Genomic DNA, 15,757 nt, shown 5'->3' on the forward strand with positions numbered 1-15,757 from the left:
GAGGCTGGATGAGATGGCGAAAATCGGGATTTATGGATCATCCTTTGACCCGATCACGAATGTCCATCTTTGGACAGCAAGCACCGTAGCGCATCGTTGCAAGCTGGACAAGGTGATTTTCCTGCCTTGTTCCAGTAAGCGGCAAGATAAGCAAATGAATGTGTCGGATGAACATCGAATGAACATGGTTCGGATTGCGATTGAGGGCAACGACAAATTTGAAGTAGACGATTTTGAGATGAATCAACCTGTTTGGGAAATTGCTACGTACAAAACAATGAAGCATTTTCGAGCGAAATATCCGAATGACGATGTGTATTTCATCATGGGTGCTGATCTGCTCGTCGATATCGGTGAAGGGAAATGGAAGCGGGCAGAGGAATTAATTCGTGAAAATAAGTTTATTGTCATGGCAAGAGACGGCATCAATATGCTGTCGGCCATTAGTAAATCTCCAATTCTTCGAAATGCAGATGATGGTCATACGTTTCATTTGATCGACAAAGGGCTGGCAATGGAGATTAGCTCTAGTTATATTAGAGACGAATTCAAAATGGGTGGAGAACCGCGCTACTTGGTTCCTGATCAGGTTTACGATTACATTCAAATCAATCACCTATACAAATAATGAAAGGGGGAAGCGGGATATGAATAAGCAAATCGAAATCATCAACGTATTGCATGTAAAACGCACGATTGTGCCAGCGGAAGAAATTCGTAATCGGGTGAATTTCCTTAAGGAGTATTGCCGTACAACGGGAGCGAAGGGATTTGTGTTAGGAATCAGCGGGGGGCAGGATTCGACACTTGCTGGACGATTAACCCAATTGGCGGCAGAAGAGCTTCGTGCAGAAGGTTATGAAGCCAAGTTTATTGCGATCCGTCTGCCTTATGGGACACAACAAGATGAGGACGATGCTCAGCTTGCCTTGCAGTTTATTAAGCCTGATGAAACGCTGACATTCAATATTGAGACTCCTGTAAATGCTATGGCAGAAGCTTATGAGGGTGCTGACGGAAGGGCCCTTTCGGATTACCATAAAGGGAACGTGAAGGCAAGAATGCGTATGATTGCACAATATGCTGTGGCAGGCGAGCATCAATGCCTTGTTGTGGGAACCGATCATGCCGCAGAAGCAATCACTGGCTTCTACACCAAGTTTGGTGATGGAGGAGCTGATATTCTTCCGCTAGCTGGACTGACGAAAGGTCAAGGGCGTGAACTCTTGATCGAGCTGCATGCACAGGAACGTCTATATCTGAAGACGCCAACAGCAGATCTTCTCGACAACAAGCCGCAACAAGCTGATGAAGCTGAGCTTGGCTTGGAATATGAGTTGTTGGATGAATATCTAGTCGGCAACGAGGTTGCTCCAGACGCGAAGGTGAATATTGAAACCCGCTACGCGGTGACAAAACACAAACGGGAGCTGCCAGTGACACCATTCGACCAATGGTGGAAATAAGGAAATAGATTAGTATAAATTATTTAATATATTGACGATACCCCTTTCGTTGGAAGTGAAGCTGTGATAGTCAAAGAAAATTCTTAATGATAATAAAAAGAGAAATTTGCTGCAAGGTGTTTGAAACAGTTGTCAATCAAGGTGTATTAGCTTTGATATGAATGATAAAATCCATGAAATCTATAAGGATAAAGAAATCCCGTACGATATCCTGGAAACGCTCTGGCGTAAGCAAAATCTTGTCATGGAAGATTTCTAAATGGTCGCCAAGCGAGGTCTAACTTTTCTCAAAGAACTGACTGTGAACCATGCAGGTAAAAGAATTTTAGTTGTAAGTCATGGAGCATTGATTGGTCTTATCGTTGCCAAGTATTGAAATATTGAACACCTTGCTTCTAAGTTTCATGGTGAACCAGCTATGCCGCTACATTTGGAAATGTTGATTTTCCTATTCTAGATGTATAACCCAAAAATAGTAAAAAAATTCAGTGAATCATGTCATGACGCTCCCCTAGTTGGCAGCATGTTTGAATTGTAAAATGATACATAGAACAACATCCCAGATTCCTTTCCGCCTCAAAATTCTTTTGGGAGGTAATACTATGTTAAAAGAGCTTTCTGTTTCAATCCTTGCAGCAACTACGTTGTTCTCTGCTAGTTCTGGTGCAGTTCTTGCGGAGCCGCTTCAAGCCTCTGCTGTTGAGGCAAAAGCAGTGAGTCAAGCCGCAGAAAGGGTACTGGCCAAAATTGTATGGAACGACGTACCCGGTGCTGCTTGGTATGAGATTTCCATCAGGAATTTAGATACCGACCGGCAATATTTTAACAGGGAAAATAATGATAATAAGCATCTCACCTATGTGGACAGTGGTCATAAATACAGATTTTGGGTTGGTGCATTTGATAAAAATGGTAAATTGATAAAACAAGATAGCACAACTAAAAGAATAAATGATGATTCATGGATATATCTTGAGTTGTAATCAACTCTAAAGTACAACTGAAATCGATTGATTTGGCAATTAAAAAAGAATAATAAATAAGTTCAATCAACAAAAAAAAAGCAACGAGGACATGGCCAAAATGTCTGTTGCTTTTTTTGCTTTAAAACTTGGTCTAGCGTGTGCGTGTAAGAGATTATGACTGCAAAAATGTCTCGACCACACTGAACGATTGCCGTTGTGAAAGTCTGCCGTATAAGGTGGTTTGGAAAACACAAAAAAATTTGAGCGTTATGGTGATCCAGATTCATGGCGAATGGAATACGACCTCTATGCATCGGATTCCGCCACGGTGGGACATCGTGATTTTCCAGGTTGACGAACAGGAAATAAATAGATAATATTGAATTATAGTTTACTTTACTAAAGTAAACTAATTTGCAAGAGGGTTGATTAGAAAGATTTACTTCATTTTAAAAAGGAGATGAAATGAGTGAGGTTGTTTGAAGGAGTTCTGATATTTGTTCATATCGCTTGGTTGTTTTCTTTTTCACTCAGGGCGGATGCCAAAATCAAAATAAGTGCCAATATAGCCGCATTCGTTCTGTTAACTCTTCATCTGGCAGCAGAAGGTTATCGCTGGCAGATGGCGGTGACCTATACTTTGTTTGTTGTTCTGACTGTAGTCACGTTTATGCTATATTTTCGAAGGAAAGATAAAACAGAGAACAGAAAAAAAAGGAAAGCACAAAAACTTTTATACGCCTTGCTGCTCATTCTGTATGCGTTCGGCAGCGTCGCTCCTGCAACATTGATTCCCGTATTCCAACTTCCTAAGCCAACCGGATCGTTCGAAGTGGGGATGAGCTCTAGACACTTGCTTGAAGAATCTCGAACGAACGCCGCTTTGCCGGAGCGAGTAGGAAAAGAGCTCATGATCCAAATATGGTATCCCGCCGAAATCAATGACGACATACAACCTATCCGTTACCAATCCTTTCCCTATGCAGAATGGGCAGGAACTATGGAATTTCTTTTTTCTACGCCCCGCTTCTTTTTTGACTATCTCAAATATGGCCGAACCAACAGCATACAAGATATTGCCGTGTCCAATCAGCAAGACCGATACCCCATCCTGTTATTTTCCCATGGGTTTGGCAGCACGAGAATGCAAAGCTTTTCTCAAATGGAGGAACTGGCCAGCCATGGCTATATCGTTGTCAGTGTGGATCATATGATTGATGCGGCCTTTACGCAATTTCCCGATGGGCGAGAAGTCCTGAGTAAGGCCGATGCTTATTCGTATTCATTTACGATCGAAGATGAACGAAATGTGAGGGCAAGATCGGAAGATATGACGTTTGTCCTCGATCAATTGACGGTATTGAATGAGTGGGATCCCGAAGGTTTGTTCACCGGCAAACTGGACATGGAACGAATCGGTATTTTTGGGCACTCCTACGGGGGTTCAACCGCTGCTCAGTCGTTATTGAACGATGCAAGAATTTTGGCGGGGGTCAACATAGACGGCCCATTGCATGAACCGGTAGCAAGCAAAGGGCTCGACCGGCCATTTATGTTTATTTTGAATAAAGACTATCTGGATTTAGACGATGAGGAAATTAAATATACATCTATCACGCCAGAGCAATTCCGGCAATATCATAGTCAAATTAAAAAGCTTGCGGATTATCACTTTAGAGAGGGAATTAGGGCAGATACTTATCAACTTATTTTTAATGCCGGAGATCATTATTCTTTTTCCGATTTTCCATTTTTATCGCCGCTGTTGTCGAAGGGGATCGATATAGAAGAATTTCATCAAGTGATGAATCGCTACATTGTAGCTTACTTTAATCATTATGTTATGAATGAAGAGATTGATCCCTTGTTGTTGAAAGAGGAGCATGTAAATCAGTTTTATGACTATGAAGCGAATAGAAAGAGGAACTAGTATGATTTGACGAAATCGAAATACTTTTTTATGCTACAGGTAACTTTATTGATTGAGGTGCGGCGATGCAAGATTATCTTAAAATAGTAGAACAAATCAATCAAGCCTTTGAGCAATTCACGGCGATCGTTCAAAGGGAGGTAGCGGAAGCGAAACAACTGGAACATTTCCACCTGACCCCGCAGCAGGAGTTCATTATGTACTATATCATCCGTAATGAGCCCGTAACGGCGAGACAAATCGCTTTATATTTGGACGTATCGATGAGTGCCGTCAGCCACGTTATGCCCAAACTCGAGGAACAAAAAATGATCGTTCGCTGGACGAATCCAGAAAATAAAAGGGAAGCGCTGATCCGATTAGGGGAACGCGGTCTGGAATATTCCGCTTTGTTGTACCGAATCGATGAGTTGCTGGTAAGAGATTATTACTCCAAGGTGAGCATGGATGACCTCGAAGCGGTTCATAGCACTCTTCAGAAATTGGTCAAAATATCGAAAATGCAAGCAAAGAAACAGGAGGAGTTGTAGTAAGAACGTTATTGTTTCAAAACAGCCGCCTCCTTCGGGGCAGGGTGTCCGCCTGTTTCTAGAATTAACATCAATCAGTCAATAGACTTTCATTGTAGCTAGGAAGCAGGGTTTAATGAACTTAAGGGTAAAAAACACATCACACCGGAGAGTCATCTTGAACTCGTGGATGACATTTATAACGTAGACGAAGAATATTTTCAAAGGGACGATTCATTATATAGGTGTCATTCCTAATTTCCGTGGGAAAGGATTTATTAACGACTTGCTTTTAAGAGCAATTTTTTCCTAATCTGTATGATATGCTGCGTAGAAGCAGCCCTATATAAGGCTGCCTCATCCTATACTAGGTGAATCCAGCATTACGCTTGCAAAAATTTGATCATTTCGTTGAAAGCCAAATCGCGATGTCCGGCCTGGCAGTGCTGCTCGCCGCCCGTCTCTTTGGTGAACACCTTCGTCGTGATGGACGCTGCGTTGCATAGTTCATTTTGAATTTGCGGCAGTCGGCTGATCGGAACATACTGGTCATCCTCTCCTGCCAGCAGCAATACATCTTGATTGATAAACGAGCCAATCCCCGCCATCGTATGCTTCTCGAAATTTTTGAGCAGAGCGAACGGCGTTTTCTCACCCGTGTTTTCCATTCCTTTTATGACTTTCCAGCTCAAATCGATGCTTTCCTTCATCATGTTTTCGATCATGGCATTAACTTGATCAGCTTCATTGGCATCCAAAAGCGTGCTCAGTTTGTTCCAGACATCTTCAGGCATTCGAATCTTCAATGCATCCAGACCGCTATAGAAAATATTGAACGCAATCACTTTATCGATCCGCTTCTCAAAAGCGGCGGCCCTCATCGCCAAATAACCGCCCCATGAAGCCCCCAAGATGCTTACGCGATCGATTTTAAAGTAATCGATAACCGCTGCAAGCGGCTTTTCCCAGTTATGAATGAATTTCAAGCCGTTTTTAAGTGCCGTACCTTGTCCCGGACCGTCAAAGACAATAATATGATAGTTAATTCCTTTTATGAAGTTCATCATTTTAACCATTTCTTCCATGTATGAATCATATCCGCCAAATACGAGCAGCGTTTGCTTGGCGCCAGGCGTCACCAATTTAATTGCTGGCAGATAGGAATGGTCATACGGAATTTGATAGGACTCATAGTTAAAATCATGGAAACCTTTGTAGAAAGTCTCGCGGTATTTTTGATACATATTCTCTTTAGCCGGATTCGACGGATTCAGATAAAATTCAGCAGCCTGATAATAGACGGAAGCCAGATCATAATCCTGGCGTTCTTCCCGCATAATCGCATATTCCAGCCAAGATTCATACCAGGTGTTCATGTCCTTCAATCTTGCAATTATTCCTTGCAAATCGCTGTTTGCCCGCTCGTCATCCTGATAGTAATCATTTAAAAAACGGTTGATTTGCAAATTGAATTGTTCATTGGCAACATATTGTTTAAACATACAATCCCTCCTTTTCGTTGTTACAAGGCCATCTTATTGGAAGGGGCTTTACCCAGCAACAAGCAAAAAAGTTCTTTGCGTACGAAATCGAACGATATGTACGCCAATCCACTTTTTACAGCCATTTTATCGATAAATACGATCTTCTGGAGAAACTTGTTCAACTGCATGCGGCTTCATTCGAGCAAGAAATATCGCGGCGTTTTGACTCTATGAAACAAGGCAATGTGGCTGAAGTCATCGAAATGATCGTCGAACAAACGGTTAAGCAAAATGCCGAAATTTCCACACTGTTAAACGTACATGTACCTTCGGCGGATTTGCATGTGGAATTCGAGAAGATTTTATATCAAACTTGTTTATCCTTTCTGGAAAAGGAAGTTACGGCGCCGGCTATATCAATGGAATATCTGTCCCGCTTGTATGCGGCAAACGCCATGGTATTGTTGCACTGGACTTTACAACATGGCAAGGATGAACATGCGATTGACCTTGCTTATCAAATGCAAAAGTTTATTTTTGACCGAATTTCATAAGTGAAAATATGAGATTTAGACTACATTAACCATGTAATGAAACATATTTTATGCTGTTAAACGACTCAAAGGTACCCTTGTTTGTGAACAGCAATGTAAAAAAATGAAAGTACTAGACTGAAAAATAAAGTGTTAGACTGAGTATATCAAGCAGGGGGCTCACGAGGAGGATACATACATGTATACGTATCATTTTGAGAAAGTAAAGATTGGGTTGTCGTCGCAAAAAAACGTAGAAACTAAGGTACAAGAGATCATCCACGAACATGCTAAGGACGGCTGGCGCTTAGTTCAAGTTATCCCACCATATCATGGGGCGTCTACTTTGAGTTTCGAAATCATCTTTGAGAAAAAAGCATAAATAGCTAAGAGGGAAATAGATTATCGCTGTTCGATAGTCTATTTTTTTATATATTGAAGAATTCCAGCCTACAGATGGTGAGGGCCCATTAGGGAAAAGGTTATGACCTAAGGCGTAAAAAAATAATATCGACTTTCTAAACAAATATGTTTCAAAAGTGTCGGAAATAAGATATCCTAAATATGGGAGTCATCTGATATTGAAAATGGAGGCGTTTTCATGAATGGTTGGATTCAGGCTGGTACGGTAGATGAGCTGAGAGAGCGGGGATCGAAGCTAATCAAGGGCGGCATCGTTGTTTTTTATCACGAGGATAGAGTGCATGCGCTTGACAATCGGTGCCCTCACCTTGGTTTTCCGCTTCACATGGGAAGTGTGTGCAATGGAATTTTGACATGTCATTGGCATCATGCGCGGTTTGACGTATGCAGTGGAGGAACGCTTGACCCTTGGGCGGATGATGTACCTGTGCACGATATAACCGTTAATGAAGGATTCATTTGGGTCAACCCGAATTCCCGGAACGGCAATCAAGTTCAACGGTATAAAGACCGACTTCTGAGTGGCATTGAGCAAAATATTGGCCTTGTCATAGCCAAGGCCGTAGTCGGATTAATAGAAGCTGGCGTTCCCGAGACAGAAATCGCTGCAATCGGGATCGAAATAGGAGTCAAACAACGCAGGCAAGGGTGGGGATCTGGATTAACGATCCTGACTGCGATGGTCAACATCCTACCTAAGCTTGATAAACAAGGTCGAATTCTTGCGTTATTTCAAGGCTTGCTACATACGGCGCGCGACTTTGCCAGAAGTGGAACCCGCTTCTTGCTCGATTCGCTCCCTAATACAGGTGTTTCCGAAGAACGGTTAACAGAATGGTATCGTGATTGCATCGAAGTTCGGGATACGCAAGGCGCGGAAAGGGTGCTGCTGACCCTCGTGAAGGCAGGGGCGGATGAGAAGCGATTATTCTCAATGATGAGCATGGCGGCAACGGATCACTTCTATATTAACGGAGGCCATACACTGGATTTTCATAATAAAGCATTTGAGAGCTTGAAGTATGTCGGGCAAGAGCAGCGTAATTATGTCCTTTCTTCACTCGTTCCGATGTTTGGAAGCGCATCTCGAAGCGAAGAGCTTCATAGCTGGCAATCTCCGATCAATTTGCTTCAGCCATTAAAAGAAGCGTTCGAGGAGCTGTCTAATAAGGGGATTGCATTTGATAGCAGGGAGGAATCTGGCATCGATGAAGAGGAACTGCTCTTAGCTCTACTCGGAGACGATCCGCTCAGGACGGTTAGCATGCTGAAGGAAGCTTTACTCAATGGCGCCTCTCCGGTTCGAATCTCGCAAATTGCCACATTGGCAGCGGCTGAACGGGTTGTCCGGTTTCATATGCAAAACGATTTCGGAGACTGGATTTCGGTGCTGCACACGTTTACGCACGCTCACGCTGTTCACGAAGGTTTGATCCGTTCCGCCAACCCATGGTTGGTTCGTGGGATTTTTCATACAGCGGCTACGATTTACCTTGATCGGTTTTTGAACATCCCAGCGGCTCCGAGACCGTCTGCAACTGGTGCGACCAAGGAAGTGCCGCAACCCGCCGAGCTGCTTGAGATTCTCGACAAGCAGCAACAGGTGGCGCCGGCAGCGGAATGGGTAATCCGATATCTGCGCAACGGCGGGAAGCCGGAGCCTTTATTTAATGTATTGGGGCATGCGCTGCTTCGAGAGGATGCGGAATTCCACTCCTTCCAGATGTACGAGGCGGCCGTAGCAGAATATGACCGTTGGGCTTCCGAGTCGGGAACGTTCGCAGAGAAAGCCCGTGAAACACTGATTCTTGCGGTTACCCGTTATTTAGCGGCGCATGCTCCTACCTCACGTGAGACTCCTCATACGGCGACAATCGCATGGAGGCTCCATCGAGGAGAGAAATTGTTCGAAGAAGAATGAGTGTTAGACTGGCCCGAATATAAAGCCATCGGCAGCCTTAGACCGTATCAATAAAGTTCTATACTGCCGATGGTTTATTGAACTAAGATAACTATAACTGTAGCGAGGAAGCAGTTTTATTGAACCTAAGGAGGAATTGAAACGTGCTTGAACTCGTGGAGAACATTTGTAACGTAGATGAGGAGTATTTTCAATACAATAAAGAATGGTGGGAACTGGCCTACTATAATGGAGAAATTGTAGGAGTTATCCAGCCTGTTGTATTTAAGGGTTGTGAGAAGAATGGATTAATGGAAGGGACGATACATTATATAGGTGTCATTCCTAAGTTCCGTGGAAAAGGATTTATTAATGATTTGCTTTTAAGGTCAACAAGAGTATTGCAAGAACTTGGAGTTTGGAGAATTTTTGCCGATACGGATGTGGAAAATATCCCGATGCGGAATGCTTTTGAGAAAGCAGGATACGAAAGAATAAAAAATGATACATAAAGGGGATGATGTAACAATGACAGGACTGAATCCAAATGATAGATTCAATACCTGGGGATAAAAATCTGCAGTTTATTAAGAACAAGATTACACAACCCAATGTTATTGCAGGGATTACTCATACTATTATCCTCTAGTGCTGAACATAGCTTGGAGTCCAGCACGTGCTCGGTCAAAGCCAATATGACATCGAGGATACATAGGCCGATTCGGTTGGAGCAATGGTATACGTCCTGAGAACCATCTTCACGAATACCAACTGCAATATACACGGCCTCTTTGGAGACCGTTTCATGTTAATTTGAATATAGTACTAGAATTCCTTTATTTCATTACTGTTTGAAAAAATAGAACTATTAAAAGAATTTACAATTAAATTAAAGGTGTCAGACCTTGTCCACTGGGGAAAATGGGCGGTGTCTTTTATACTGAAATAGACTTTAGGAGATGTAATACTTCGATAAAAATCAAAAACTATTTCGGAGGAAACATGATAATCATACTCACCTTCGATAAAAGCGATTGGAACCCTAAAATTTTCATAAGCAGAAAAATCAATTTCTGATACTTCGTGCCATAGCTTAACTATGGACTGCTCAGAACCTTTTAGTCGTTTTACACAATCCATTAATGAATAGTTTTTGGAAAAAATAAAATAGCGATATAATGAAAAATACGTACTTTTTCCATAAAGAGAAACACCTTGCTTGATTAGTTGACTCATAAAAAACATTAGATCAGAATACCAATTATCTTGATTAAACTTTGTGTTTAGAGAAGAAATTCTGTATTTAAGACGATGATTATCAATATGATTTACAATGTATTCCTTACTTTTTTTAAACATTTTTTGCGAACAAATAACTTGTCCAACTCCAATATAAAAATGTATCAATTCGGGATAAGAAATAATGAATTTCATTCCAATAATACTTCCCCATGAATGTCCCATTAAGCATATTTTCTCTTTTTTGAATTCAACAAGTAGTTTTTCAATTAAGACCTTCAAGTCAAGAACAAAATCATTAATAGTAATATGTTCATCTTCTCTAAACCTATAGTATGACTTCCCAGCACCCCTTTGCTCCCAAATGATTAAAGTATAGTTTTCGGATAAACCTGAATTAAAATGCTCAACAAGAGGTAATGCTGCATCACCAGGTCCGCCATGTAAATATATTAAAATAGGATTATCCAAATTAGTACTTACTACTTGAACATATTGGTTAACACCATTTATGGTATACCATTTGCTGTAATTATACATTTTATCTCCCTACCTTCGTTGACACAGATGTGTCATATAAGTATAGTCTATATATGAAATAATTGATTTGCAATCAATGGAAACACATTGATAGAAGGTGTGTCAGGAGAAAAAATGGGGAAAAAAGAAGATATAATTAATGGTCTATTTTCTGTGATGGAAAAATATGAATTTACACTAATCACTGTTACCCAAATAACGCAGGAAGCTAGCGTAGGAAGAAAAACCTTTTATAGATATTTTAAGAATAAAGAAGAAGTGCTTGAAGAATCTATAAATTTATTATTCTTAGAGTATTCCTCCTTTCAAGAAAATTATTTTTCTTCTACATATGAAGTGCTAATTCATAATCATTTTTTATTTTGGAGTAATCATTTAACATTTCTTAAACTTATGTATAACAACGAATTAATGTTATATATTTTTCAGCAATATAAAAGGTATGTTCCTAAGCTTAATAAAAATTATTTAACTGACAAAGAATTTAATCATATCACTGCAATTTATGCAAATGCGTTTACTACTGGCATATTTTGGTCAATGCTTTACACATGGATAGAGAATGGAGCAAAAGAATCTCCCGCTGAATTAGCAAGTATATGTTTACAGTTTTTACAAAATAGAGTATAAGAAAATGGCTGCTACCAAAATAGAAATTGAAAAGTGAACTCGTGGCATTACTGCTTACGGGGCAAAAAAGGAGTGTCTCAACGTGCCAATTTCGACGTTAAGACACTCCTTTTTATTACACGTTGATTGGTAGTGGCGCATGGGGTGCTACCAGTTGTTGTTCGCGCACTTCTTCCCAGAACGCTGCCGGAATTACTGTATTCAAGGAAGCTTTGTCTTCGGCAATTCGCTCAGGTCGACTAGCACCAGGAATGACAGCAGCAACTGCCGGATTAGCTAGTGAAAATTGCAAAGCAGCAGCCTTGATGCTGATTTGATATCGATCCGCAATGCTTTTGATTTTTTCGACTTTTGCCATAATTTCTGGAGATGCTTTTTGATATTCGAAGTGGGTACCTCCAGCAAGAACACCAGAGCTATATGGGCCACCGACGACAATGTCCATATTATTTTTTATAGCTGCATGCATTACCCGTTGCAGCGCACGCTCGTGGTCTAATAATGTGTACCGACCAGCTAACAAGGATACATCTGGCTTCACTTCTTCCAATTCCAGCATGAGTTCGATTGGTTCTACTCGGTTTACGCCGAGTCCCCAACCTTTAATGACTCCTTCTTCACGTAAACGAGAAAGCGCACGGAATGCCCCTGTTCGGGCAGTTTCAAAATGCGAAATCCACATATCGCCGTAAAAGTCTTGTGCTACATCATGAATGTAAACAATGTCCAGACGATCTGTTTGTAAACGTTTCAAACTTTGCTCGACAGAACGAAGAGTTGCATCCGCGCTATAGTCATTGATGATTTTATTCTTACGGCCGAATTCGAAAATCCCGCTTTTTTCGCCAAAATCACGTGCAGCTGGGTCTTCTAGTTCATCCGAGATGATTCGACCTACTTTGGTGCTTATCACGTAATCATCACGATTTTTGTTCGATAGTGCTTCGCCAAGGCGAATCTCTGCTAAGCCTGCTCCATAAGAGGGGGCTGTATCAAAGTAACGAGTGCCACTCTCCCAAGCAGCCTCTATAGTTGCTATCGCTTCTTCTTCTGAGATATTCCGGTACATATTACCTAGTGGTGCCGAACCAAAACCAAGTGTGCCTTGCAGTATATTTCTCATTTTAGGTATCCTCCTGATTCAATATAAAATAGATTAGTCAGCATGAATGGATACAGAAATCAATCATGCTGACTAATCAAATAAGTCATTTCATCGCCTGGTGCAATAATTCACTTCATAAATATTTAACCTAGAAATGCTTGTTGCAAGGCCTCTAAGCCATCTTTATAGATGCCATGGAACAAATCGATAGCCTCTTGGTCACTAACCCCAACAGGTGTGAAGCTGCCAGACCACTCAATCAACGATGATTTGCCGTCAGCATCTTCTTTAACCTGAAGTGTAGATTCATAATTCGTAACCGGGAATGGTGCCTTCAAAATGGCATAAGTGTAGTAGCGCTCCTTCTCATTGAATGCCACTAAGCGTTCTACAATCGTGTCACCATCCGGATTAGCCAGATGGCGTACTCGTCCACCTTCAGTGACTTCACTGCTTGGAATATACGGTAGCCAGTCTGGAAGAGAGTCAAATCCTCCGATTAATTGCCATACTTTCTCAGGTGAAGCAGAGATTTTAATCGATGTCGAAGTGTGTGCCATATTGATTCCTCTCCTTTTACCTTCGTATATTATTTCGTGTTTTATTTCGTATTAGTTGGCAGCGGTGCATCAGATGCCACCAGGTTTTGTTCGCGCATTTCTTCCCAGAACGCTGCCGGAATTACTGTGTTCAAGGCAGCTTTGTCCTCTGCAATTCGCTCAGGGCGGCTAGCACCAGGAATGACAGCGGCAACCGCCGGATTCGCCAGTGAAAATTGCAAAGCAGCCGCTTTGATGCTGATTTGATGACGTTCTGCAATGCTTTTGATTTTTTCGACTTTTGCCATAATTTCAGGAGATGCTTTTTGATATTCGAAGTGTGTACCTCCAGCAAGAACCCCAGAGCTATATGGACCACCAACAACAATGTCCATATTGTGTTTTACAGCCGAAGGCATTAACCGTTGCAGTGCACGCTCATGGTCGAGCAAGGAGTAACGTCCAGCCAGCAGTGTTATATCTGGTTTTACTTCTTCCAAATCCAACAAGAGTTCTACTGGTTCTACTCGGTTTACGCCGAGTCCCCAACCTTTAATGACGCCTTCTTCACGCAAACGTGTAAGCTCACGGAATGCACCTGTTCGTGCTGTTTCAAATTGCGAAAGCCACTCATCCCCATAAAAGTCCTGCGCTACATCATGAATATATACAAAATCGATACGATCTGTTTGTAGACGTTTCAAACTATCCTCGATCGAGCGAAGGGTTGCATCCGCGCTATAGTCATTGATGATTTTATTTTTACGGCCGAATTCGAAAAGCCCACCTTTTTCACCTAAATCACGTGCAGATGGATCTTCCAATTCATCCGAAATAATTCGACCTACTTTTGTACTCAACACATACTCATCACGATTTCTTTTCGACAGTGCTTCGCCAAGACGAATCTCTGCCAACCCTGATCCATAAAGAGGAGCAGTGTCAAAGTAACGAATGCCACTTTCCCAAGCCGCATCTACTGTTGCGATTGCTTCTTCTTCCGGGATGTTCCGGTACATATTACCTAGCGGTGCAGTACCAAAACCTAGTTTACCTTGCAGTATATTTCTCATTTGAATAAACCCTCCTAAGATTTGTTCTGCATCGAATTGAAAAACTGATGAATCAGTAAACGATACTGACAAGATTGATTATTGATCATGGAGACTAAAAAGAGAAGTACGCACTTTGTAGTAACATAGGGACTAAAAAGTAACCTATACAACTTTGTAATACATGATTAACTTACTTTGTGCACCATATAGCAGGCAGTGATATGATGAACTATATAAAAAAATAGTTATGATATAATTCGTATAAAAAGGAGAATGTATTGGTGTTTTCAAGGGAAAGTTTAGAAAAGAACCAAATCGGCGTGTATGCAGTGACATTACTTGTAGGAGGGGGAGTGGGCTTAGTCAGTCCACGCTTAGGAGGCTTGCTAGAACCCTTGGTTTCATTAGCGATTGCAATCCTTTTATTCAGCATGTTTTGTCAAATTCCATTTCTGAAATTAGGAGAAGCACTCAGGAAAAGACGTTTCATAGGAGCCTTACTGCTTGTGAATTTTATCTTAATTCCATTGCTTGTACTCCTATTAATTCAGATTTTCCCTCAGCCTGGATCTGTTCTGATTGGAGTTTGCTTGGTACTGCTAACTCCATGTATCGATTATGTCATTGTTTTTACTCAATTGGGCAAAGGGAATGAAAAGCTAATTCTTGCGTCTACTCCAATACTTTTTGTTGTCCAAATGATTATGCTGCCTATTTATCTGTGGCTATTCATAGGTGCTGAGGCATCTGAGATCGTAAGAGTCGGTCCATTTGTTGAAGCATTTGTTTACTTAATTATTGCTCCTTTATGCTTTGCATTACTCATTCAATATGTAGCCAGAAGAAATCCACGCGGCATGAAAACACTGGACTTTACCGCATGGCTGCCTGTCCCGCTTATGGCACTTGTTCTCTTCATGGTGATAGGCTCTCAAATTGATAGGGTCGTTAAGGATTTTGATGTGATTATTGCTGTTATACCCATTTATGTATTATTCCATATCATTTCTCCGGTATTTTCACGAATCATATCGGCTGTTTTTCGTATAGGTCCTTCAGAGGGGAGAGCACTTATTTTCAGTGCTGGAACACGCAATTCGCTTGTTGTACTTCCTCTTGCGCTTACCTTGCCAGGGGAGATGGCTACCATAGCAGCGTCTGTGATCGTAACCCAGACCATTATTGAACTGATAGCGGAGCTTATGTATATAAAAGTAGTACCTAATTTTATTTACCGAGATGTAAAGGGAATATAAATATAGATTGAGGACAGAGGCGGCCGGACAGCAACGATCGGCTGCCTTTTTCATCTAAACATCTGTCATTATAGGTACCTCTTTCATGCTCGGCACGTTCGTTGCCAAGGGAGTGGTGGAGCGTATGAGTATTGCCTCATTCCGATATGTATTGGATGTTCTCCTCTTGTGTTCAGGACTTTC

The 15,757-nt window shown here is 41.5% G+C and carries 17 protein-coding genes; 12 read left to right on the plus strand and 5 right to left on the minus strand.

Translation table 11 applies throughout. The features are described 5' to 3' along the window. Window positions 1-13: 13 nt before the first annotated feature. From nadD to ABN764_RS03930, 6 genes are all read left to right on the plus strand, one after another. On the plus strand, window positions 14-628 hold the full coding sequence (gene nadD / locus ABN764_RS03905) for a nicotinate (nicotinamide) nucleotide adenylyltransferase (RefSeq protein ID WP_251485481.1): 615 nt from the start codon (window positions 14-16) through the stop codon (window positions 626-628). A 19-nt stretch (window positions 629-647) separates the two neighbouring features. Next, complete coding sequence (nadE, locus tag ABN764_RS03910; RefSeq protein WP_446670986.1) at window positions 648-1,466, plus strand: NAD(+) synthase; 819 nt, start codon at window positions 648-650, stop codon at window positions 1,464-1,466. A gap of 259 nt (window positions 1,467-1,725) precedes the next feature. Further along, window positions 1,726-1,842, plus strand: a complete 117-nt coding sequence (locus tag ABN764_RS03915; protein WP_174808380.1) for a histidine phosphatase family protein — start codon at window positions 1,726-1,728, stop codon at window positions 1,840-1,842. Between the two features lie 226 nt (window positions 1,843-2,068). Beyond that, window positions 2,069-2,449 (plus strand): hypothetical protein, encoded by a 381-nt coding sequence (locus ABN764_RS03920; RefSeq protein ID WP_028532911.1) that lies wholly within the window; start codon window positions 2,069-2,071, stop codon window positions 2,447-2,449. Between the two features lie 457 nt (window positions 2,450-2,906). Further along, a complete protein-coding gene (locus ABN764_RS03925; RefSeq protein ID WP_446670987.1) occupies window positions 2,907-4,361 on the plus strand; it encodes an alpha/beta hydrolase family protein in 1,455 nt (484 codons plus the stop codon). Between the two features lie 65 nt (window positions 4,362-4,426). Next, the gene (locus ABN764_RS03930; protein ID WP_446670988.1) at window positions 4,427-4,891 is read left to right on the plus strand and encodes a MarR family winged helix-turn-helix transcriptional regulator; all 465 of its coding nucleotides are present in this window, start codon (window positions 4,427-4,429) and stop codon (window positions 4,889-4,891) included. 362 nt (window positions 4,892-5,253) lie between these two features. Here ABN764_RS03930 and ABN764_RS03935 read toward each other — a convergent pair whose 3' ends face one another. Continuing rightward, complete coding sequence (locus ABN764_RS03935; protein ID WP_446670989.1) at window positions 5,254-6,372, minus strand: alpha/beta fold hydrolase; 1,119 nt, start codon at window positions 6,370-6,372, stop codon at window positions 5,254-5,256. 17 nt (window positions 6,373-6,389) lie between these two features. Between ABN764_RS03935 and ABN764_RS03940 the strand changes: the two genes are divergently transcribed. The 4 genes from ABN764_RS03940 (at window position 6,390) to ABN764_RS03955 (ending at window position 9,722) form a co-directional block, all read left to right on the plus strand. After that, entirely contained in the window at window positions 6,390-6,908 is a 519-nt protein-coding gene (locus ABN764_RS03940) for a TetR/AcrR family transcriptional regulator (protein WP_446670990.1), read from the plus strand. Between the two features lie 178 nt (window positions 6,909-7,086). Next, window positions 7,087-7,269: a DUF4177 domain-containing protein gene (locus ABN764_RS03945; RefSeq protein WP_065293471.1), complete on the plus strand. Its 183-nt coding sequence runs from the start codon at window positions 7,087-7,089 to the stop codon at window positions 7,267-7,269. Window positions 7,270-7,488: 219 nt separating this feature from the next. Next, the gene (locus ABN764_RS03950; RefSeq protein WP_446670991.1) at window positions 7,489-9,231 is read left to right on the plus strand and encodes a Rieske (2Fe-2S) protein; all 1,743 of its coding nucleotides are present in this window, start codon (window positions 7,489-7,491) and stop codon (window positions 9,229-9,231) included. Between the two features lie 143 nt (window positions 9,232-9,374). After that, window positions 9,375-9,722: a GNAT family N-acetyltransferase gene (locus tag ABN764_RS03955; protein WP_446670992.1), complete on the plus strand. Its 348-nt coding sequence runs from the start codon at window positions 9,375-9,377 to the stop codon at window positions 9,720-9,722. Window positions 9,723-10,035: 313 nt separating this feature from the next. Here ABN764_RS03955 and ABN764_RS03960 read toward each other — a convergent pair whose 3' ends face one another. Next, a complete protein-coding gene (locus ABN764_RS03960; RefSeq protein ID WP_446670993.1) occupies window positions 10,036-10,989 on the minus strand; it encodes an alpha/beta fold hydrolase in 954 nt (317 codons plus the stop codon). 114 nt (window positions 10,990-11,103) lie between these two features. On the opposite strand from ABN764_RS03960, the gene ABN764_RS03965 reads away from it, so the two are divergent. Further along, complete coding sequence (locus ABN764_RS03965) at window positions 11,104-11,619, plus strand: TetR/AcrR family transcriptional regulator (protein ID WP_446670994.1); 516 nt, start codon at window positions 11,104-11,106, stop codon at window positions 11,617-11,619. A 115-nt stretch (window positions 11,620-11,734) separates the two neighbouring features. Here the strand turns inward: ABN764_RS03965 and ABN764_RS03970 are convergent, their stop codons facing one another. The 3 genes from ABN764_RS03970 to ABN764_RS03980 all read right to left on the minus strand — a co-directional run bounded on the left by ABN764_RS03970 (window position 11,735) and on the right by ABN764_RS03980 (window position 14,336). Beyond that, on the minus strand, window positions 11,735-12,742 hold the full coding sequence (locus ABN764_RS03970; protein WP_446670995.1) for an aldo/keto reductase: 1,008 nt from the start codon (window positions 12,740-12,742) through the stop codon (window positions 11,735-11,737). Between the two features lie 125 nt (window positions 12,743-12,867). Then, a complete protein-coding gene (locus ABN764_RS03975; protein ID WP_138186114.1) occupies window positions 12,868-13,284 on the minus strand; it encodes an SRPBCC family protein in 417 nt (138 codons plus the stop codon). 41 nt (window positions 13,285-13,325) lie between these two features. Beyond that, on the minus strand, window positions 13,326-14,336 hold the full coding sequence (locus ABN764_RS03980) for an aldo/keto reductase (RefSeq protein WP_446670996.1): 1,011 nt from the start codon (window positions 14,334-14,336) through the stop codon (window positions 13,326-13,328). A gap of 260 nt (window positions 14,337-14,596) precedes the next feature. Between ABN764_RS03980 and ABN764_RS03985 the strand changes: the two genes are divergently transcribed. Next, window positions 14,597-15,574, plus strand: coding sequence for an arsenic resistance protein (locus ABN764_RS03985; protein ID WP_446670997.1), 978 nt, complete (start codon window positions 14,597-14,599; stop codon window positions 15,572-15,574). Window positions 15,575-15,757 lie beyond the last annotated feature (183 nt).

It is taken from the genome of Paenibacillus wuxiensis, assembly GCF_040195695.1.
Lineage (GTDB): Bacteria > Bacillota > Bacilli > Paenibacillales > Paenibacillaceae > Paenibacillus_B > Paenibacillus_B suaedae.